This window comes from Pseudomonas poae RE*1-1-14 (assembly GCF_000336465.1).
Lineage (GTDB): Bacteria > Pseudomonadota > Gammaproteobacteria > Pseudomonadales > Pseudomonadaceae > Aquipseudomonas > Aquipseudomonas poae.
Map to the genome: position 1 here is coordinate 1,299,786 of NC_020209.1, position 19,482 is coordinate 1,319,267.

Annotated in this window: 17 protein-coding genes; 5 read left to right on the plus strand and 12 right to left on the minus strand. The window is 61.2% G+C overall.

The features are described from left to right. Window positions 1-7 precede the first annotated feature (7 nt). Genes H045_RS06015 through H045_RS06045 form a run of 7 tightly spaced genes read right to left on the minus strand, consistent with a single transcriptional unit; the run spans window position 8 to window position 9,140 of the window. Entirely contained in the window at window positions 8-1,336 is a 1,329-nt protein-coding gene (locus tag H045_RS06015) for a GH39 family glycosyl hydrolase (RefSeq protein WP_015371731.1), read from the minus strand. Then, window positions 1,326-2,516 carry a glycosyltransferase gene (locus H045_RS06020; protein ID WP_003238569.1) on the minus strand — a complete coding sequence of 397 codons (1,191 nt, stop codon included), beginning with the start codon at window positions 2,514-2,516 and terminating at the stop codon, window positions 1,326-1,328. The genes H045_RS06015 and H045_RS06020 overlap by 11 nt, the downstream gene beginning before the upstream one ends. Next, entirely contained in the window at window positions 2,516-4,507 is a 1,992-nt protein-coding gene (locus H045_RS06025; protein WP_003238567.1) for a GumC family protein, read from the minus strand. The genes H045_RS06020 and H045_RS06025 overlap by 1 nt, the downstream gene beginning before the upstream one ends. Window positions 4,508-4,521: 14 nt before the next feature. After that, entirely contained in the window at window positions 4,522-5,298 is a 777-nt protein-coding gene (locus H045_RS06030) for a polysaccharide biosynthesis/export family protein (protein WP_041931601.1), read from the minus strand. A 29-nt stretch (window positions 5,299-5,327) separates the two neighbouring features. Then, window positions 5,328-6,239 carry a glycosyltransferase family 2 protein gene (locus H045_RS06035; RefSeq protein WP_015371733.1) on the minus strand — a complete coding sequence of 304 codons (912 nt, stop codon included), beginning with the start codon at window positions 6,237-6,239 and terminating at the stop codon, window positions 5,328-5,330. 1 nt (window position 6,240) lies between these two features. Continuing rightward, a complete protein-coding gene (locus tag H045_RS06040) occupies window positions 6,241-7,701 on the minus strand; it encodes a mannose-1-phosphate guanylyltransferase/mannose-6-phosphate isomerase (RefSeq protein ID WP_015371734.1) in 1,461 nt (486 codons plus the stop codon). Further along, window positions 7,701-9,140 (minus strand): undecaprenyl-phosphate glucose phosphotransferase, encoded by a 1,440-nt coding sequence (locus tag H045_RS06045; RefSeq protein ID WP_032871593.1) that lies wholly within the window; start codon window positions 9,138-9,140, stop codon window positions 7,701-7,703. Before H045_RS06045 ends, H045_RS06040 begins: the two co-directional genes overlap by 1 nt. 190 nt (window positions 9,141-9,330) lie before the next feature. Between H045_RS06045 and H045_RS25010 the strand changes: the two genes are divergently transcribed. Continuing rightward, window positions 9,331-9,522, plus strand: coding sequence for a hypothetical protein (locus H045_RS25010; RefSeq protein WP_141687575.1), 192 nt, complete (start codon window positions 9,331-9,333; stop codon window positions 9,520-9,522). Between the two features lie 249 nt (window positions 9,523-9,771). On the opposite strand, the gene inhA is transcribed toward H045_RS25010, so the two are convergent. Next, window positions 9,772-10,452, minus strand: coding sequence for an isonitrile hydratase (inhA, locus tag H045_RS06050; protein WP_003238556.1), 681 nt, complete (start codon window positions 10,450-10,452; stop codon window positions 9,772-9,774). 92 nt (window positions 10,453-10,544) lie between these two features. Here inhA and H045_RS06055 point away from each other — a divergent pair, with 92 nt between their 5' ends. Beyond that, window positions 10,545-11,516, plus strand: a complete 972-nt coding sequence (locus tag H045_RS06055) for a GlxA family transcriptional regulator (protein WP_003238554.1) — start codon at window positions 10,545-10,547, stop codon at window positions 11,514-11,516. A gap of 117 nt (window positions 11,517-11,633) precedes the next feature. Here the strand turns inward: H045_RS06055 and H045_RS06060 are convergent, their stop codons facing one another. The 3 genes from H045_RS06060 to H045_RS06070 are packed head-to-tail and all read right to left on the minus strand — an operon-like array spanning window position 11,634 to window position 15,196. After that, a complete protein-coding gene (locus H045_RS06060; protein ID WP_003238552.1) occupies window positions 11,634-12,536 on the minus strand; it encodes an alpha/beta fold hydrolase in 903 nt (300 codons plus the stop codon). 40 nt (window positions 12,537-12,576) lie between these two features. Then, a complete protein-coding gene (locus H045_RS06065; RefSeq protein WP_015371735.1) occupies window positions 12,577-14,403 on the minus strand; it encodes a glycoside hydrolase family 15 protein in 1,827 nt (608 codons plus the stop codon). Next, window positions 14,396-15,196: a glucose 1-dehydrogenase gene (locus H045_RS06070; protein ID WP_003238549.1), complete on the minus strand. Its 801-nt coding sequence runs from the start codon at window positions 15,194-15,196 to the stop codon at window positions 14,396-14,398. The genes H045_RS06065 and H045_RS06070 overlap by 8 nt, the downstream gene beginning before the upstream one ends. Window positions 15,197-15,383: 187 nt before the next feature. On the opposite strand from H045_RS06070, the gene H045_RS06075 reads away from it, so the two are divergent. The 3 genes from H045_RS06075 (at window position 15,384) to H045_RS06085 (ending at window position 17,793) form a co-directional block, all read left to right on the plus strand. Continuing rightward, entirely contained in the window at window positions 15,384-16,259 is an 876-nt protein-coding gene (locus H045_RS06075; RefSeq protein WP_176717669.1) for a type III secretion effector protein, read from the plus strand. 521 nt (window positions 16,260-16,780) lie between these two features. Continuing rightward, complete coding sequence (locus H045_RS06080) at window positions 16,781-17,407, plus strand: hypothetical protein (RefSeq protein WP_015371736.1); 627 nt, start codon at window positions 16,781-16,783, stop codon at window positions 17,405-17,407. Further along, window positions 17,407-17,793 carry a hypothetical protein gene (locus H045_RS06085; protein WP_015371737.1) on the plus strand — a complete coding sequence of 129 codons (387 nt, stop codon included), beginning with the start codon at window positions 17,407-17,409 and terminating at the stop codon, window positions 17,791-17,793. The genes H045_RS06080 and H045_RS06085 overlap by 1 nt, the downstream gene beginning before the upstream one ends. On the opposite strand, the gene H045_RS06090 is transcribed toward H045_RS06085, so the two are convergent. Then, window positions 17,794-18,945, minus strand: coding sequence for an MFS transporter (locus tag H045_RS06090; RefSeq protein ID WP_041931447.1), 1,152 nt, complete (start codon window positions 18,943-18,945; stop codon window positions 17,794-17,796). It lies immediately after the preceding gene. Window positions 18,946-19,482 lie beyond the last annotated feature (537 nt).

Genomic DNA, 19,482 nt, shown 5'->3' on the forward strand with positions numbered 1-19,482 from the left:
GCAGGCTTCAATCCCATAGCAGAATTTGCAGGTTGGATTTGACCGGCACGGTCAAGCCACCGGTGCCGCTGACCGGGGTTTGCGTGCCGCGCAGTGGGTCGTACAGCGTCGCGCTGGCCAGGCCCGGCAAGTGCGCGTTGCCGCCCTGAGCTGACCAGAAAAACCACAACTTGCGCCCATCAGCGCGGGTCCAGCCGATGCTGAACAGGCCGTCGGGCACTTGGTCGGCGCTGGGTGGGTCGCCGGGGGTGAGGCTCGGCCCGCTCACGTCGAGAAAATACTTCAAGGCGGTGTAGACAGGCTTGGGGTTGGCGTCTATATCGAGCAGGCCATAGGACTGGTCGCGCACGCTGGCGCGCTGGTCGAGGTCGCTCAAGGTGAACAGGAACGTGCGGTCGTAATCCAGCGCGCTCATCAGCGCCAGACGCCGCACCACATAGTCGGCCTGGCCTTGCAGGGAAATGATGTCCTGAGCGTCCTTGGGGCCGGTGTAGGTGGACCAGCCCCACTCGGTGGTCCACAGCGTTTGCACGCCGCCTGCACGCAGGGACTGGTTGAGCGCGGTGGTCTTGGCGATAAAGTCCAGGTTGGCCGGGTCGTTGCCTTCAGGCAGTTGGGTGTAGGGGTGGTAGGCAATCACCGTATTGAGGCTGGCGATACCCAGTGCGCCCAGGGCGTCGAACATGGTCTGACCGTTGGGCATCTCACTGAAGAACGCCATGCCGGCGGCCACCACCGGTTTGTCCGGGCGCATGGCGCGCAGCGCGGCGGCGGTAGTGGTCAACAGGGTGGCGTAACCTGCCGGGTCGGCCACCGGGCGCCAGAAGCCGAGCAGGTTAGGCTCGTTCCACACCTGCCAGGCATCCACGCTGGGGTATCGCTCGGCCAGCAGTGCCATGCGGTTGGCGAACACGTGCGGGTCCTTGGGCGGGTATTGGTCCTGATACGGCATGCCCGTCGGCGCAGTGGTAGCGAAGGGCGCCGAACCGACCAGGTAGAACACCGACTTGATCTGGTTGTCCTGCAGCTTGTTCACCAACTGGTCGAGGGTTGCCACCTGGTAGTGGCCCTGTACCGGCTCCAGCTGATCCCAGTGCAGATCCAGGCGCACCCACTCCAGGCCCAGCGCCTTGAGACGGTCGATCTGCTTCTGGTAGCGCTCGGGGCTGAACCACAGGAACTGCGCGTTAACGCCCAGGAAATCCTTCCACACCAGCACCTTGCTGCCCTTGAGCACATGGCTCTCGGCATCGGCCTGACGCCCCCACAGCACGGCACCCAGGCCCAGCGCCGCAACCAGCACAAGCGTCAAAACGTACGCGCCCCTACGCACCATGGGGACCTCCCATCATTGCCTGCTTGAAAAGTTGCTTGAACTGCTGCGCGGTCGACGGCCACAAACGTTCGCGCCCGATTTCCCCGGCGCGCTCGGCCCAATCCCGCGCCAATGTCGGTGTACGGGCCAGGCGTAGCAGTTGCGCACTCAGGGCGGCCACATCGCCCTGGGGATAGATCGCGCCGTTGCCACTGGCGACCTCTTCGGCGAACGCCCGCGCATCCGAAGTGATCGCCCCACGCCCGCACGCCGCCGCCCACGACAACGCTCCACTGGTGCCACGCTGGCGCCCCAGCAGGCCGAGTTTTTTCGACTCGCGGTAGGGCAACACCATCACATGATGGGCCTGGATCGTCCCGGCAATCTCATCAGCCGGCAGGTTCAACCGCCAGTCGATAGCGTCGGCCAGGTCGAGGTCGGCGATCTGGCTGTGCAACTGGTCGAGGTAATTCCCCCCGGCGCCGAACGCCATTTCCGCAGCCGTGCCACCGGCCAATGTCAACCGCACGCGGCCACGCAACTCGGGCGCTTGCCTGAACACGTCGGCCAGTGCCTGCAGCAGGTCCTCGATGCCTTTGCCCCGGTATATGAACCCGAAGTAAAGCAGGCGCAGCGTGTCCAGCGGTGGCAACGGCGCCGGTGCAATCGCCAGGTTGGCGTGGTTGATCACCGCGACTTTGCCGGCCGCCAGGCGCATGCGTTGGCTCAGGCACTCGGCCCCCAGGCGCGTCAGGGTGACCAGCCGGGTCAAACCGGCGGCGACCTGGCGCTCTTCGCGCAACGTCAGCGGATCTGCCAACACCACCGCCGCCTGCGGCAACGGGCTGGGCAATCGCTCCAGCAGTTGCAGTGGAAACGGCAGGCGTTCGCGGCGCCACACCATGCGCTCCGGGTCGTGCACCGTGGCGGTCAGCGGCAGGGCAGGGTAGGCCTTGTGCAGTTCACGCAGGGCCAGAAATTCCCCCAGCCGTCCGCCGCCCAGCTCGCCATGGACCAGGTCCACGCTGTGCCAGTCGAACGTGCCGATGGCCCGCTTGATCGCCGCGCTCGATCCCTCGACGCCGCTCAACGGTGTCAGCACCGTCACCCCCAACTGTTCCAGCGCCAGCTTGAAATGGTTCGCGTAGTCGGCGATGCCGTTTTTCTCGGGTGGCAAGGGAGCCAGCAGGGCAATGCGCATCAGAACACCCCCCGATATTTGGCAATGGTCTTGAGCACTTTGGCCGGTACCTCGAATTTTCGTCGGTTGATAATGATGCCGTCCACCTTGCCAAAGGCCGTATTGAGGATCGACAGCGCATGTTCCACCACCGGTACCGTGCTTTTCTGGGCCTCCACCACCAATGCGATCAGATCGGCCCGCCTGAGGCTGACAAAGGCATCGCGGTTATCCAGCAGCGCTGAGGCATCGAGCAGCACCACTTCTCCCGGCGAGGCCGTCCGCGCACCTCCGACGCGGACCGTGATGCCATTTTCCTGAAGCAGTTGTCGTAATTGCCCCACCACAAAACTCACCCCTTCGCCGTGGCGCGCCGAGGTCAGGCCGAGGGTCATGCCTTGCTCGGTTATGCGCTCGGGCTCAAGCAAACCATAGAGTCGATAGATGCTGGCATTGAATGCGTTGGTGCTCTGCGCGGTGCTGGTGTCCAGCTCCGGCAGGGTCGTCCACAACGGCAGGCCGAACTTGCGTTCCACCAGGCCCCCATCGTGGATGCGCTGGTCGAGCAGGTAGCACAGGTACACCACCAGCAGGCCGACGACGATGGCGAACGGGATCGCCAGCGTCAGCATCACCAGCGTTTTCGGAAAGATGCGCCCCGGGTTCAGGGTGGCTTCTTCGATCACGGCGATGTTGCTGATCTGGCTGTTGTCCAGTTCACGGTCGATGCGCGATTTTTCCAGGTTGTCCACATACAGCGCGTAGTTGCGCTCGGTGGCGCTCAGCTCGCGGGACAGGCGCGTCAACTCCGGTTCAATCTCCAGCGCCTGCTTGCGCTGGGCTTCCAGGTTGACCAGTTGTTTCTGCTGCTGAATCAGTTGGGTACGCAACGCCAGGTTATTGCTGGACTCATCCAGCAGCACCCGTTGCAAGTGAATTTCCAGGGTGTTCGGTGCACGGTTCTCCGAGCTCTGCACGGTGTTGCTTTCAGCCGCCACCTGCACCTGCATGGCACGGATCGACGCGTCGAGGGCTTTGACCGGCGGCGCGTTATCGGTGTAGGTACGCATCATGTCGGCGCGTTCCAGCAACTTCTGGTTGAGCAGGCGGCGCAGATCCTGCTGCTGCGGATTGAGCGCAATCTGACGCACCGTGGTCACTTCCTTGGGCTGGCTCTTGAGCTGGGTGCGGGTGCTCTCGATGGCGCTGTCGGAGGAAGCGATCAGGCGGGTGGTGTTGAAGGTTTCGCCGCGCAGCACGTTGATGCGCTCGGACAGATCTTCCAGACGATCAGTGATGCTGGCCGCGCCGATTTCGTTCAAGTGCGTGAGGATCTGCTCCTTGTAGCTCTTGATCTCGGTGGCGCTGTTGGACACCTGGCCCTCATAGAATGCGTAGAGGCTTTTACGCCCCAGCGCCTGGGTGCGCTCGTTGATATATATCTCGACCCAGCTCTTGACCACGGCCTGGGCAATCTGCGGGTCGCCCCACTTGAAGGTGATGTCCATCACCGTGGAACCGGCGGCGTGGCTGACTTCGAAGCTTTGCTCCAGCCCTGCGGCCAGGCGCTCGACCGGGGTGGTTTTTTCAATCACGCCCAGGGATTCGAACACTATGCGCACGGCGTCGGAGATCGCGCCGGTCGCATTTTTGACATGGTATTTGCCCAACTTCCAGATGCCCTCCGGCGGCGGCTGGTTGGCCATCACTTCCAGGTAGCGCTCGGCGACCGCCCGCACAATCGGACGCCCCGTCAGCAGGCGCTCTTCGTCGACAATCGGGTCGCGCTGGGTGCTGGGCATCACCAGCGCCTGACGGTTGCTGATCTCGATGGGCAGCGTCGAATCACGCCCCGGTTTCACCAGCAGGCGCGCGGTGGATTCATACTTGGCCGGCAGCAGGAACGCCCCCAGCAGGATAATGACCAGCGCAGCGATGGCCGCCAGTTTGAACTCGTGGCGGAAGATGAAAAACAGGCGCAGAAGATCACGAAAAGAACGGATCTCGATCATGGGATGTCGCTCCTTTAGTTGGTGCCGCCGCTGGTTCGGGAGTAGTTGTAGCCAACCCCGATGGACTTGGTGAACGGAATCAGCTGGTTCAAGTAGGTGTCCACTCCCTGGATACGCTCGCCCACGTTGGATTTGGGTACGAACACCACGTCACCGCGTTGCAGTCGCACCGGTTTGCGGCCGTTGGGGCCGGTCTTGAGGTATTGGCTGAAGTCCAGGAAGTAGGCGCGGTAGGTGCCCTCGGCATCTTCGCGCAGCAACGCAACCATGCTTGCGTTGCCCGCGGGGTTCACGCCGCCGGCGCCTACAATCGCCTGCTCAAGCGTGTTGGCGATACCGATCTGCACCGAGGTCGGGTTATTCACCGCGCCGCCGACGATCACCGAGTTGCTCGGTGCCTGGTTGATATTCACCGTCACCCGCGGTTCGCGGTAGACCGGGGCCAGCTTGTTGCTCAATTCGGCCGCCAGCTCCGAGGGCTGTCGCCCCGCGACCTGCAGCGGCCCCAGGAACGGGTAGTTGATCTTGCCGTCGGTCTGCACCGTGTACAGCGTCAGCTCGTAGATGGTGCTGACGTTGAACGCCGACAGCGTCGGCATCTCGCCCGCATCGCGCACGATACGCAACTGGTCACCGACGCGGATGCGCTCCACCGCCGGTGGCAATTGGGCCAACTGGTCGAGGGCGCGTTTGCCTTCCTCCACCGCCTGGTCATCCGGCGCAACAATACGGGCCGGTGTGTTGCACGCGGCCAGGGCGAGCATCGCCACAACAAGCAAGATTCGTTTCATCATAGGTGACTTCCTGTAGGTCATGATGCTCACTTCCAATAGCCGGGGAACATGCTGATGCGACGCTTGAGGGCAACGGGGAGGCGGCGCTCCAGGTGGCCCAGGCGATAACCGAGCAACTTGAACGCACTGCGCACCAGCACTTCCGGTATGCGGTGCACTGCACCGGCCTTGCGCAGCGCCACCAACTCTGCCAGCACGTAACGTTTACCTTCACCGCCGGCATCGCCAAAGGCCTGGCGGATCCAAGGTTCGCGACCGTAGAACACGCCAATGTCGAAGTAGCGGTGAAATTCATCCATGACACGGTAATCGTGGGAGTGGTACACCCGCGCCGAGGCGGCGTAGCGCACCTTGTAGCCGTCGAGCAGCATCCGCGCGGCGACGTAGGCGTCCTCGCTGCCGATGACATCGGCGGGGAAGCCACCCACGGCGTGCAATGCGCTGCGCCGGTACACCGAAAACGAATCGGAACTGAAGCAGGTCTTGATCCCCAGTTGCGGGGCGTCGGCCAGGCTTTTGCTGCGGCTTTGGGCCGGGTAATTGAAATGCCGCGACTGCGCGCCGAGTACGCCGGCGTCCGGGTGCGGCAATTGGCGACCGTAGGCCACGCCGTTGAGCGGGTCCTGCTGCAGCTCTTCGAGCAGGTGGGCGAACGTCTCGGGGTCGGCGGGAATTGCGTCCTGGGTCATCACGATCAGGGCGTCGCCGCTCACCTGTTCGCTGGCCCAGCGCCGCGTCCCGCCGTGGTTGAAATCGCGGGCGTCGATCACCTCGACCCGGGCGCCGAACTCGCGAAAGCGCGTCACCGTGTCATCGCTGGAGGCGCTGTCCACCACCAGCATCTCGTCCGGTTGCAGGGTCTGCATCTTCAGCGCAGGCAACAGCCGCGCCAGATGGCCGGCGGCGTTGCGGGTGGGGATGATCAGCGAGGTGCGCATGTCACTTCTTCACGTCGGCAGGCGCGCGCCCGTAGATGTCGTCAAAGCGCACGATATCGTCCTCGCCCAGGTACTCGCCGCTCTGCACCTCGATCATCACCAGGTCGATGATGCCGGGGTTGGTCAGGCGATGCTTGTGCCCAGCGGGAATGTAAGTGGACTCGTTGGCGTTGATCAGAAAATCGCGCTCGCCATTGGTGATCTGCGCGGCGCCGCTGACCACCACCCAGTGTTCGCTGCGGTGGTGGTGCATCTGCAACGACAACGACGCCTGGGGCTTGACCACGATGCGCTTGATCTTGAACCGGCTGCTTTCCTCCAGCACGGTGTAGGTGCCCCAAGGCCGGGTAACGGTGCGGTGCAGGCTGTACGCCGGATGGTTCTGGCGCTTGAGTTCGGCGACGATGTAGCGCACATCCTGGCTGCGGTGAGCGTCGGCAATCAGCAGGGCATCAGGGGTGTCGACGATGATCAGGTCGCGCACGCCCACGGCGCCAAGCACGCGTTTGGGCGAGTCGATGTAGCAGTTGTGCACGTCATGCAAAATGGCTTCGCCGTTGACCTGATTGCCATGGGCATCGCTCGGCGTGAGCTGGCGCAGCGCTTCCCACGAGCCGATGTCACTCCAGCCGATATCGCAGGGCACCACGGCCACCTGCGTGGACTTCTCCATCAGCGCCACGTCGATGGACACGTCCGGCGCGCTGCCGAAGGCCTCCGAATCCAGTTCACGCTGGCGCGAGGTTTTGTTCTGCAGGTGCTGGCTGTGTTCCAGGGCGGCGCGGGCCGCCTGCAGTACCTCGGGCGCGTAAGTGGTCAGTTCGTCCACCAGGGTTTTGGCCTTGAAGCAGAACATGCCGGCGTTCCACAAATGCTTGCCGCCGTCGAGGTAGGCTTGCGCGGTGGCCAGGTCCGGTTTCTCGACAAAGCGCTGCACGCGGTTGCCGGTGCTCAGCGCCTCGCCTTTTTCGATATAGCCAAAGCCGGTTTCCGGGTGGTCGGGCTGGATGCCGAAGGTCACCAGAAAGCCGGCTTCGGCCAGGTCGCGGGCCTGAGTCACGGCGGCGGCGAACGCGGTCTCGTTGTGGATCAAGTGGTCGGCGGGCATTACCAGCAGTTGTGCGTCGTCGCCAAAATGTTCCTGCACATGCAGCGCCGCGACGGCAATGGCGGCGGCTGTGTTGCGACCGAATGGCTCCAGCAGCAGGTCCAGGGGCAGGCGTGACGGGTTGACCAGCCGGTAGTCATCGAGGGTGCGAAACAGCATCTCGCGGTTGGTCACCGTCAGCACGCTCTCCACACCGGGCAGGTGCGCGGCACGCTGGAAGGTTTTCTGCAACAGGCTCTGGCCATCACGCATGCGCATGAACGGCTTGGGCATGTTCTGGCGTGACACCGGCCACAGCCGCGTGCCCGACCCACCGGAAATGATGCAGGGAATTAATCCGTTGAGGGTATTCATCAATAGACTTCCTTGGTGGATAGAACGGCGGGAACCGTCATGAAGACGATGTACAAGTCAAACCACACCGACCACTTGGAGATGTATTCCAGGTCGTACTCGACACGTTTCTGGATCTTGAACAGAGTGTCGGTTTCACCCCGGTAACCATTGATCTGCGCCCAGCCGGTAATACCCGGTTTGACCCGGTGCCTTGAGCTGTACTCGCTGACCGCCACCTCGAAGGGCACGCCGGCAGCCTTGGTGGCAGTGGCGTGCGGGCGCGGGCCGACCATCGACATGTTGCCCAGCAGCACGTTGAACAGCTGCGGCAGCTCATCGATGCTGGTCTTGCGGATGATGCGCCCGACGCGGGTGATGCGCGGGTCGTGCCGGGTGGTTTGTTGCTGCGCGGTGAAATCGCTCTGGTCGGTGTACATCGAGCGAAACTTGAACACCCGTATTTCATTGTCGTTATAGCCAAAGCGGTTCTGGCGAAACAACACCGGGCCCCTGGAGTCGAGTTTGATGGCGATGGCCGTGATGATCATCACAGGCGACAGCGCCACCAGCGCCAGGCTCGCCAGCAAACAATCCTCAAGACGTTTGATCACCGGCGACCAGCCGCGCAGCGGTAACTGCGACGTGTTGAACATCAGGATGCCGCCCACGTCGGTGATCTTGCTATGGCCATAGCGCAGCGCGGCCATGTCCGGCACCAGCATCACGTTCACCGACAACTGTCGCAGACGATTGACCAACCCATGGATGCGCTGCTCCGCAGCCCAGGGCAGGCAGATCATCACCTGGTTGACCTGTTCGGCGCGGATGAGCTTTTCCAGGTCGCGGGTGTTACCCAGCAACGGCAGATTGCTCAACTCCTTGGGGATCCGCTCGGTGCGATCATCAATGAAGCCGATCAGACCGGAGCGGATATCGCCGTTGCGTTGCAGATGGTCGGCAACGTGCACGGCGGTGTCGGTAAACCCAAGGATCACCGTGCGCTGCAGGTACTTACCCTTGCGCATCAAACTGCTGTAAAGGCGCAGCATCAACAAACGTTCGAGACAAAACAGCCCAAGGCTGGCGAAGTACCAGGTCAACAGGTTACGTGGCGTCAATTGTGGAAAAAATTGCAATATCTGATACATGAACAGCAGGATGCAGAAAGCGGCTGACCAGGCCTTGACCTTGGTTTTCAAGCGGAGACGGTTGCTGAACAATTCCTCCGAATAAATGCCCAATGCCTGAAACAAAATGATGGTCAGAAACGCAAAAAATACGAGCAGACCAAGGAAGTGCGAACGCATCTCTGGGTTCATCGGATCGATGAAAAAAACCAGTAACAGCGGGGGTAATATCGCACTTAAACCATGGATGAATTTGACAAAAACAACAAAAAACTCAACAAAACCGGCACGCGTTAAAAACAAGCTATCGACTGATGACTTTTCTCGCATAAAACATCCCTCATTGCACTCCATGCGCTTTAGCCGGTATGCGTTAGTAGTGCATTAAACTCGGCTACGCTGGATAAATCGCAACTAATCAATCCAAATGCAACAAATCCATTTGAAGGGACCTTGCGGGGCAGTGGCTAAAGGAAGTGTTCCTCATGGTTGCTTAGTCAACGAATTGACGATGGTGCGGATGCAGCGTTCTAAAGGTGTTAAGCAAGGTTTTCTGAGGCATTTTATTGACATTCCTTGTCCAGATACTTGGTTAGAGGAGGGTGTGTTTTTGAGTGTAGGAACAAAAGTGAAATTTTTCCTGCTCAACAGCGAAGGTTTTTCAAAAGGCGGTGGGAAAGGGGGACAGGGACAAGGTCGAAGTTACGACTAAGTGCCGTGGCTGCGGGGTTTTAATGGCGTGGAAGTTGTCTTTTTAACTTCAAAAATAAATGAAAAAAAGTTATTCGAAGGTCGATAGCGACCAGTTTGAAGAGTGGTGCTTGTTCCCGACGGGGCGGGGCATCACTCGGTAAGAAATGGGGAGCGGGCTTGCTCGCGAAAGCGCTGTGCCAGTCACCGGATTCAGCGAATGCCACACCACCTTCGCGAGCAAGCCCGCTCCCACATGGATCCTGCGATGTCAGCCTAATCGCGCGGCGGCGCGTGCGGTGATTTCACCCCGCACTCTGCGTGACTCGGCGGTGCGCTTGCGGGCTTCGTCCAGCACCTGCTGCGGCGCAGTGTCCGGGCGCCCGGCGTCGAAGGGTGGCGCGGGCGCGTATTCGATCTGTAACTGCACCAGTTGCGCTGCCGCTTCGCTGTACAGCTCCGCTGCCAGCACCAGCGCAAAGTCGATCCCCGCAGTAATGCCGCCGCCGGTGAAGAGGTTGCCGTCGCGCACCACGCGTTCCTGCACCGGGATTGCCCCGAGCGGGGCGAGCATGTCGTGGTAGGCCCAATGGGTGGTGGCCTTGCGACCGCGCAGCAAACCCGCTGCGCCGAGTACCAGCGAGCCGGTGCACACCGAGGTGACGTAACGCGCGGTGAGGGACTGGGCCTTGAGGAAGTCGAGGGTGTCGACATCTTCCATCAGCGCACCGACGCCGGCCCCGCCGGGTACGCAGAGCACATCCAGGTTGGGGCAGTCAGCGTAGGTCATGGTCGGTGTGATCACCAGGCCAGTGCTGGAGGTGACCGGTGCGAGGTCCTTCCACACCAGATGTAATTTCACCTCCGGCAGCGAGCCCAGTACGTCGTAAGGCCCCGTGAGGTCCAGTTGTTGAATGCCGGGGAACAGCAGGAAACCGATCTGCAAGGTCATGAATGAAACTCCGCTCTGAAGAGGTAGACGACTGCACTGTAAAAGCCTAGGCTCTGGCGTATACGCCATTGAGCCCACAAATCGCGCCAATCATGCCCAAGATTATTCACGTACTCGCTTTTGATAACGCCCAAGTGCTCGATGTAACGGGGCCGTTGCAGGTGTTCGCATCGGCCAATGACCTGGCCCGTCAGCGCGGCCAGCCGTTGCCGTACAGCGTTTCGGTGGTTGCGGCCCAGGCCGAGCCGGTCATGACTTCGGCCGGTCTGGCGCTGGTGGCCGAGCCGTTGCCGACGGTCGACACACCGTGCGACACCCTGGTCATCGCCGGTGGCTGGGGCGTCTACGGTGCCGCCGAGGACCCGACGCTGGTGCAGTGGATACGCGCAAAAGCCCGGCACACGCGGCGCATGGCCTCGGTGTGCACCGGTGCTTTTCTGCTGGCAGCCAGCGGCCTGCTCGACGGTTGCCGCGTCGCCACCCACTGGACACGTTGCGAGGAACTGGCGCGCAAGTTTCCCGCGTTGACGGTGGAGCCCAACCCGATCTTCATCCAGCAGGGCGCCGTGTGGACGTCGGCCGGTGTGACCGCCGGTATCGACCTGTGCCTGGCGCTCGTCGAGGAAGATCTCGGCCGCGCCGTGGCCCTGGAGGTGGCGCGACACCTGGTGGTGTTCCTCAAACGCCCAGGCGGTCAGTCGCAATTCAGCGTCACCCTGTCGCTGCAGAACGGCGGCAGCCGTTTCGCCGAACTGCATGCCTGGATCGCGGAGAACCTGACGCTGGACCTGAGCATTGCCACCCTGGCAGCCCAGGCCGGCATGAGCGAGCGCAGCTTCGTGCGCCACTACCGCGCCGAAACCGGCCAGACCCCGGCCCGCGCCGTTGAACGGATCCGCGTCGAAACCGCCCGCCGGCAACTGGCGGACAGCGCAGCGTCGATCAAGCGCATTGCCGTGCAGTGTGGATTTGGTTGCGAAGAAACTCTGCGTCGCAGCTTTCTTCGCGCAGTATCGGTGACACCTCAGGCATACCGAGAGCGCTTTGCGCCCGCACAGCCATAACAGGTGGCTCCTGTGGGAGCTGTCGAGCTTCAGCGAGGCTGCGATGGGATCACTGCGGTGTGCCTGCCGGACCGCAATGCCCGTATCGCAAACCTTATCCGGCGGGGCATGACGCTGTTATCGGCGCAGCAATTCCAGCAGCGCAGCCAGGGTTTCTCGCGGTGCTTCCTGAGGAATATTGTGGCCCACACCGGGTAAGACCTGGCGTCGATAAAATCCGCTGAAATGCGCGAGGTCGTCATCTTCTTCCGACGCAGGCCCGACGCCGTCGTCGGCACCGCACAACGAAATACTCGGCACTGAGATGGGGGGCTGTTGCGCCAGCGCCTGTTCAATGGGCTCCAGGGCAGGATCACCCGGCGCATACATGAATCGATGGCGATAGGAGTGAATCACCACCTCGACAAAGTCCGGGTTATCGAATGAACGCGCGGTCTGCTCATACAGGCGCGGTCCCGCTGCCCACGATGGCGACCAAAGCGCCCACAGCAACTGGCAGAGTTCGCGGCGGTTGGCCGTCAACCCCGCCACGCCGCGTGGAGTGTGAAAATAGTACTGGTACCACAATCGATGCTCCGTCGCAGGCGCTTGAGGCTCGTGGGCGTGGGCAATGTCCTGAATGTTGTAGCCATCCCCGGTGACCAGTCCACGCACCCGTTCTGGCCACAGCGCCGCGACGATACAGGCCGCGCGCCCGCCCCAGTCGTAACCGGCCAGCGTCGCTTGCGCAATGGACAGCACATCCATGAAGTCCAGCAAGTCCCTGGCCAGCGCCGCTTGCTGACCCGAGCGCATCACCTGCGCATTGATAAACCGCGTCGGCCCGTAGCCGCGCAGGTAGGGCACCAACACCCGATAACCCAGCTCGCCCAGGGCCGGCGCAATTCCATCATAGCTGCGCGGGTCATAAGGAAAACCGTGCAGCAGAATCACCGGTTCGCCGTTGTCGGGGCCGTGGGCTTCATACGCCACGTCGAGCATGGAGGTACGCACGTAAAGCAGCGGGGCAGGGCGGTTCATTGTGGGCTCCTATCGACGCGTCAAAGGTTACACCTTGTCTTCACGGTTGCCACACCGTCTTCTCCCCACTCAACTTCCTGTCCAGAAACGACGCCGCGCTGATCAACGCCAGATGGCTCAGCGCCTGGGGCGTGTTGCCCAAGTGCCGTGCCTGGGTGTCGAATTCCTCGGCGTACAAGCCCAGCGGGTTGGCGTAGCGCAGCAGCTGTTCGAATTCCAGGTGGGCCTTTTCCAACTGGCCGGCGCGGGCCAGGCATTCGACGTACCAGAACGAGCAGGCCGCGAAGGCGCCTTCGGTGCCTTGCAGGCCGTCGATCTGGCTGTCGTCGTTGCGGTAGCGGTAGACCATGCCGTCGCGCACCAGGCTTTTCTGGATCGCGGCCAGGGTCGACAGCCAGCGCGGGTCGGTGGCGGCGACGAAGCGAACCAGCGGCATCAGCAGCATTGAGCCGTCGAGGGCGGTACTACCAATGTGCTGCACGAAATGGCCGCGTTCCTCGTTCCAGAAATTTTCCCAAATGTCGGCGTAGATCGCCTGGCGCGTCTGGTCCCAGCGGGCGAACGGGGCCGGCAGCGAACGTTTTGAGGCCAGGCGAATCGCGCGGTCCAGGGCCACCCAGCACATCAGCCGCGAGTGCAGGAAGTGATGCTGTTCGCCGCGCATTTCCCAGATGCCCACATCTTTGGTGTCCCAGATTTCGCAGACCTGATTCGCCACGTCCACCGTGTGTTTCCAACCCTCATGGGAAATGGCTTCACCGTATTTGTTCACCAGGTAAACCGCGTCCATCAGCTCGCCGTAGATGTCCAACTGGATCTGATCGAACGCTTCGTTGCCCACTCGCACCGGCGTGGCGCCGCCGTGGCCGCTCAAGTGGTCCAAGGTGGCTTCCGGCAACTCCTGGCGACCGTCGATGCCGTAGAGAATATTGATCTTGATCGACTGGCCGCAGCAGTCGCTCACCCGTCCTTTTAGCCAGCGCATGTAGCTGTTGGCTTCTTCGACGAAACCCAGGCGCATGAACGCGTAGACGGTGAACGACGCGTCGCGGATCCAGGTGTAACGATAATCCCAGTTGCGCTCGCCGCCAGGGGTTTCCGGCAGGCCGAAGGTGGCGGCGGCGATGATTGCGCCGTGTTTGCGCGAGGTCAGCAGTTTCAGCGCCAGGGCCGAGCGATTGACCATCTCGCGCCAGCGGCCTCGGTAGTTGGATTGGCTGATCCAGCCGCGCCAGAACTTCAACGTGCGTTCCAGGTAGAGGTCAGTGCAGGCGTTGGTGACGCGCGGATCATCCTCACCGCCGAGCACGAATTCGGCGCCTTCGTCCTGGGCCAGGCTGAAGCTGGCGACGGCGGCATCGTCTTCGAGGGTCAGCGGATGGCTGCCGATCAGGCGCAGGCCGGGCTGGTCGGCGGCGCTGAACACCACGCCTGCATTGGCAATCTCGGCGCGGGTGGTGGCCCGCGCATAATCATGGCGCACGGCGCAGCGCAGATGAATGGTCGCCTTGCCGCTGACCACACGCACGCGACGAATCAACAGCGGCAGGTCATCGACGTTTTCACTGACCGTGAGCAAATCGGTGATCTCCACCACGGCCTCGTCACTCAACCAACGGGTTTGCAGCACATTGGTGTCGGGCAGGTAGATCTGCTCGCGACGGGCGTTGGGTAGGTCGGGGGTGAGCTGGAAAGTACCGGCGTCGGGGGTGTCGAGCAGCGCGCAGAAGATCGACGGACTGTCGAATTCCGGCCAGCAGAAAAAATCGATGCTGCCCTTGTCGTTCACTAACGCAGCGCTGCGCATGTCGCCGATGATGCCGTGAGCATCGATCGCGCTCTGGGGTTCGTTTTTGAAATCAACCATTGCCACGGAACTCCGGATAAAGGCTCATGCCGCCGTCGATGAACAACGTGCTGCCCACCACGTAATCGGATGCATCACTGGCCAGCCACACCACCGCATTGGCCACGTCTTCCACATCGCCGACCCGGCCGTAGGGAATCAGCTTGAGCAGCTCTTTTTCCGCCGCGCCTTCGGTGGCTGCGCGATTAATCGCGGTGCGAATCGCCCCCGGCGCGATGCCATTGATGCGAATGCGTTGTTCGCTGACCTCCTGGGCCAACGTGCGCATCAGCATGTCCACACCGCCTTTGGAGGCTGCGTAGTTCACATGGCCGGCCCAGGGAATCAACTGGTGCACCGAACTCATGTGGATGATCTTGCCGGCTGCGCGGGAAACACCTTCGCGCAGTCCCTGGCGGTTGAAAATGCGCACCGCTGCACGAGCGCAGAGGAACTGCCCGGTGAGGTTGACGCCGATTACGGTGTTCCAGTCGTCGAGTGTCATGTCGACCAGATTGGCGTCTTTTTGCAGGCCGGAGTTGGCGACCAGAATATCCAGGTGGCCGAACGCATCGAGGGTCTGGGCAAACAGACGCTCCACGTCAGCCTCTTTGGACACGTCGCCGCCGATGGCAATGGCGCGGCCGCCGCTCGCATTGATCTGCGCGGCCAGGGCTTCGGCCGGCGCCGCCTGGGAATTGTAATTGAGCACTACCGCCGCGCCGGCGTCGGCCAGGGCCTTGGCGGCACCTGCGCCGATGCCGGAGCTGGCACCGGTGACCAGCGCTACTTGTTGCTGCAATGTGATCTGCATGGCCCACCCGTTGATTGTTGAACGTCCCTTGTGCTGACTGACGGGCAGCGCCGGAAGTTCAGGGCCATGCCTGATTGCCTGCCAGGAACTGATCACGACGGATGCGCCACACAGGTGGTCAGTTGATGCGTTTCGACCGCAGGTCGCCTCTCTCGACTGCAGACCGCCCCGTTCACTGGAGAACCCCATGTCGGTATCGACGACTGATCCATCCGTATCCACTTCATCCTTCCATGGCCACTCGCACGCGAATACCCGGCCTGATGAAGCCGCCCAACGCTCTTCGCCTGCTGCGTCCCCCGTCAACGGGCAAAAAACGGCCAATGTGAGCTTTCATTTTCATCAAGATCACGCTGGACCGGTTTTCGGGCAACCGCAAACCACAGCGCCCCATCAGCATCAGCACGCCGAGCCGCAGCGCCCTGCGCCCTCGATGTGGGGGTTGCTGGCAATGGTCAATAACTTGATGAGCCTGTTAGGGTTCGCCCGGCCACCGATGCTGACGGGCTTGTCGACGAAGAGCAACGAACAGTTGGCGCAGATGCTGCTCAATAATTTCGACGCCTTCAGAGACCCCAAGAGGCCCAATTATGTCAGCCTCGATAGTATTCGAACGATGGCGAAAAAAGCGTGGACCAGCGATCCGGTCATGAACCAGAACATCCTCCTGGCCAGAGAGATGCTCAAGCGCCCGGCGCTCATGAGAGGTCTCGATCAGCATGGAGCAACGGGCGCGCAGGATGGCCTGATCAGTTGGCAAAACCTGGCCGCTGTCAGTCGGGGCGACACCCTCTTCAAGTACAGGAGCGATAAGGAGCTGGTCGGATCGATATTCCAGCACTTCAACCAACTCAAAACGCCCGGTGCGCAGGACCTGCGGATCAGCGATCTGGCCAGGTGGGCGGCCGCACCTCTGATGGGCAAAGGTGATCAGGATGACTTGATTCAGATGGCCCGTGAAATCCTCAAGCGTACTTGGTTGCTGGAAAATATTGATGACTTTCAACTCGGGTCCAACGGCGACATTATCAGCCTGTCAGCGCTCTACCACTTGTCTCGCTGACAACTGCCCGGGCGCCACCCACCCTGCGTGGCGCCTGGGTAATGGGTTGGCTGCCCGCCATGGCGCACGGGTTTTTACATGCTGTCATTGGTATTTCCCGAACGCTCGGAACTGGCACCCTCATCCGGCCACATATCAGGTGTTTGCCTGACCTGAGTTTGCTTGATGACCGGGGTCATCAAGTTGACGCTCTCCAGGCAGGCCTCTATTTGAAAGAGTTGGAGAAAGCTCATGAGTATCGAGGGTGTATTACCTTACGCACGACCTCCCGCGCTGGACACCACGGCTACGCGGTCAGTCGCGCCAAAGCCGTTGTCTCCCCCTGAAGCCTGGCGCGAAAACCAGCTCGCGACCGCAGCCCAGATCCCTCGCCAGCCCTCCCGGTTGCGTGGATCGCCGCCAGGGTTGCATCACCGAGCATTGCAGAATCCTGCCTCTGGACGAGCAAGCTTGCTCAAGGTTGACGCGACGACCACCGATAGCAAGTTGGCAGCGTCGCTGGAAGAACACTTTCATCTGTTATGGCCCTTTTGAAGATGGGCCGCTTACCCCTGTCAGCATTACGCCAGTTTGCTGCTCAACCCCAGGGTGATTGCGAGAAACGTAACCGCTTGATCCAGATAGTCGGTGAAATCCTTAAACGCCCGCGACTGGTGGATGCGATCTCGATGCCCGATGGTTACATTACCCGCGACAGCCTTAGAGCTGCCGCTTCGGTAATGCAGGGCAGCAGTTCTCCGTCGTTATTCAGCCTGGACACGTTTCATGGCAAAGGTAATCACGAGGTGGTGCTGAGCTTTAAAGAAGAGTTCGCAGGTTTGCGGGACCCGACCAAGGATCTCAAGTTTCTGTTTTGGGAGCTTCAGTACGTGGAAATCGCAAAGCTCAGAGACGTCATGCGGGATCCTTATAAGCTCGATAACAATGGCAAGCCGGTGGCGGAACCGTCTACCGGCATGCTGATGCCTGAATACAGCGAGCACTGTGTATACACAGCCATCAATCTCATTAACAGACCGGGCTTGCTTTCTTCACTGCGCCTTGCCAACTCCATGCAGCTGTTGGGCAGGTTTTGTCCGCCGGGCTATCTTGGCAACTTGTGTCTTGATCTTTGGCTTGAGCAGGACGTAGCGCGAAAGGCGCGCTGATGAAGACTCTTGTCTGGCAAGCGATCGGATCATGCGGGAACCATTTTTCGACGGTTTACCACGAACAAGACATCCATCGGCCGTTGTTTGCCCGTGGGTGTTTTCATTTACTGGAACAGGTCTGGATCATGAACTCGCCATCTTTCGAATCTCGTCAAGCCCAGTACACCTTAACGCCCCTGCCTTCTGCTGCATGCGAGGGCCAGAAGCATGACACGCCGCTGCCGCAGGGTCTCAACCTTACCTCCACGCCTAAATTCAGCTTCAAGGCGCCTACGGCCGAGGACTTTGATAAAGGGTCGAAAACACAGGCGCAAGAGCCTGGGTCCGGCTCCGCGGGTTCACTGCTCGCCAGCATCAGGAACCTTTTGTCCCGTCGCGCCTGATCATGCGCGCAGTATTTTTCCGCTGACCGCCACCGCTGCCAGCAGGACACCGATCAGCATGAAGGCGGTCGCCAGGCTGCTGCCGTGGGCTATGAAGCCGATCAGGGCGGGGCCTGCCAGAATCCCTGCATAGCCCAGGGTAGTGATGGCCGGCACGGCAATGTGTTCCGGCATCACGGTCTGCTTGCCAACCGCGGTATAGAGCACCGGGACAATGTTTGAACAACCGGCGCCCACCAGTGCATAACCGAGCAATGCCATTTCCCAGGCAGGGGAGAGTGTCGCGAGGAATATGCCGGCCGCCGCCAGCGCGCCGCCGACCACGATCACACGAGTTGCGCCCATGCGGCGCACAATGGCGTCACCGGTCAGGCGCCCGGCAGTCATGGTCAGGGCAAAGGCCGCGTAGCCCAGGCCCGCATAGGCTTCATCCAGGCCGCGCTCGTCGCTGAGGAACACCGCGCTCCAGTCCAGCACCGCGCCTTCGGCCAGGAACACGATAAAACACAGACAGCCGATAAACAGCACCACGCCATGGGGAATCGCAAACGCGGGGCCCGAGCTCTCACTGCCGTAAGGCAACAGGTGCGGTCCGGCCTTGAGCAGTGCCACGACCATGATCACAATCACTACCAGCATCGCCTGCAGTGGCGAGCAACCGAGCCCCAGCAGGCCCGCGACACCCGCCGCGCCGACAATACCGCCCAGGCTGAACAACCCATGAAAACCCGACATCATGGTTTTGCCACTGGCGCGTTCGACGATCACCGCCTGCAGGTTGACCGTTGAATCCACTGTGCCCAGACCCGCGCCGAAGAGAAATAACCCAGCCATCAGCAGCGGAATCGAACTGACCGTAGCGAGCAGGGGCAGCGCCAGACAGATCATGACAGTGCCGGCAGTCAGTACGCGTCGGCAGCCATAGCGCGATGCCAGCAAGCCCGCCACCGGCATGGCGAGGATCGACCCGACCCCCAGGCACAACAGCAGCAGTCCCAGCGTGCCTTCATTGAGGTTCGCCCGCGCCTTGGCATAGGGCACCAGGGGGGCCCAGGCCGCGATGCCAAAACCGGCGATAAAAAAGGCGATGCGTGTCGACATTTGCTCCAGCCGTCCGGGAATCACGGAGGCTGGGGTGGGGATGGCAGTCATGCAGAGTCCTTGGTTTGGCGTTCAGCTAACGATGTCCTGCGCGACATCCTTGCACATCAGGCCGTGCCGAGCGAGCGCGGTTGCGTCACCGTTCAAGGCAAAAAGCGCCGGTCGTGAATATTATTTTTACACATGCGGGAACGCTCGGCGCATCACTGACCACAGACAAGCCATCGAGCCTGTGGGAGGGAGCCTGGAAGGTGTGCGGTCCCTGCGAGAAAGGTTGAACCCCGGATTTCTTGCAGGGAGTTACCTCTTCCAGTCTGCCAACCATGGGGTCGACTTTTTGTAATCAGCCAATAGTTTTGTGAACAGTGCCTACAACTTTTTAGTTATGTGCCTACGAACTACCGTACGAAATTTCTTGTTGGAGCCAGTCAGCTCTTCTGAGCTTATTAATTGTTTTGTAAAAGACACTTCCATCCTCGCCGTACGAAACTTCTTTTTTATTTCTGAAAGGCCGAATTTTTCCTGAAATCGCTAAGCTTCAGGGCGTTCAGGCACTTTTTTTCGCCACCCAGCGAGCAGTGGTGAGGG

Excerpts from the sequence above, each read along its gene's own strand:
- H045_RS06060 (WP_003238552.1), bottom strand. The coding sequence starts at position 12,536 with ATGAACCGCCCTGCCCCGCTGCTTTACGTGCGTACCTCCATGCTCGAC.
- H045_RS06080 (WP_015371736.1), top strand. The coding sequence starts at position 16,781 with ATGGCCCTTTTGAAGATGGGCCGCTTACCCCTGTCAGCATTACGCCAG.
- H045_RS06055 (WP_003238554.1), top strand. The coding sequence starts at position 10,545 with ATGCCCAAGATTATTCACGTACTCGCTTTTGATAACGCCCAAGTGCTC.
- H045_RS06045 (WP_032871593.1), bottom strand. The coding sequence starts at position 9,140 with ATGCGAGAAAAGTCATCAGTCGATAGCTTGTTTTTAACGCGTGCCGGT.
- H045_RS06065 (WP_015371735.1), bottom strand. The coding sequence starts at position 14,403 with ATGGTTGATTTCAAAAACGAACCCCAGAGCGCGATCGATGCTCACGGC.
- H045_RS06035 (WP_015371733.1), bottom strand. The coding sequence starts at position 6,239 with ATGCGCACCTCGCTGATCATCCCCACCCGCAACGCCGCCGGCCATCTG.
- H045_RS06025 (WP_003238567.1), bottom strand. The coding sequence starts at position 4,507 with ATGATCGAGATCCGTTCTTTTCGTGATCTTCTGCGCCTGTTTTTCATC.
- H045_RS06090 (WP_041931447.1), bottom strand. The coding sequence starts at position 18,945 with ATGACTGCCATCCCCACCCCAGCCTCCGTGATTCCCGGACGGCTGGAG.
- H045_RS06030 (WP_041931601.1), bottom strand. The coding sequence starts at position 5,298 with ATGAAACGAATCTTGCTTGTTGTGGCGATGCTCGCCCTGGCCGCGTGC.
- H045_RS06075 (WP_176717669.1), top strand. The coding sequence starts at position 15,384 with ATGTCGGTATCGACGACTGATCCATCCGTATCCACTTCATCCTTCCAT.
- inhA (WP_003238556.1), bottom strand. The coding sequence starts at position 10,452 with ATGACCTTGCAGATCGGTTTCCTGCTGTTCCCCGGCATTCAACAACTG.
- H045_RS25010 (WP_141687575.1), top strand. The coding sequence starts at position 9,331 with ATGCAGCGTTCTAAAGGTGTTAAGCAAGGTTTTCTGAGGCATTTTATT.
- H045_RS06020 (WP_003238569.1), bottom strand. The coding sequence starts at position 2,516 with ATGCGCATTGCCCTGCTGGCTCCCTTGCCACCCGAGAAAAACGGCATC.
- H045_RS06040 (WP_015371734.1), bottom strand. The coding sequence starts at position 7,701 with ATGAATACCCTCAACGGATTAATTCCCTGCATCATTTCCGGTGGGTCG.
- H045_RS06015 (WP_015371731.1), bottom strand. The coding sequence starts at position 1,336 with ATGGTGCGTAGGGGCGCGTACGTTTTGACGCTTGTGCTGGTTGCGGCG.
- H045_RS06085 (WP_015371737.1), top strand. The coding sequence starts at position 17,407 with ATGAAGACTCTTGTCTGGCAAGCGATCGGATCATGCGGGAACCATTTT.
- H045_RS06070 (WP_003238549.1), bottom strand. The coding sequence starts at position 15,196 with ATGCAGATCACATTGCAGCAACAAGTAGCGCTGGTCACCGGTGCCAGC.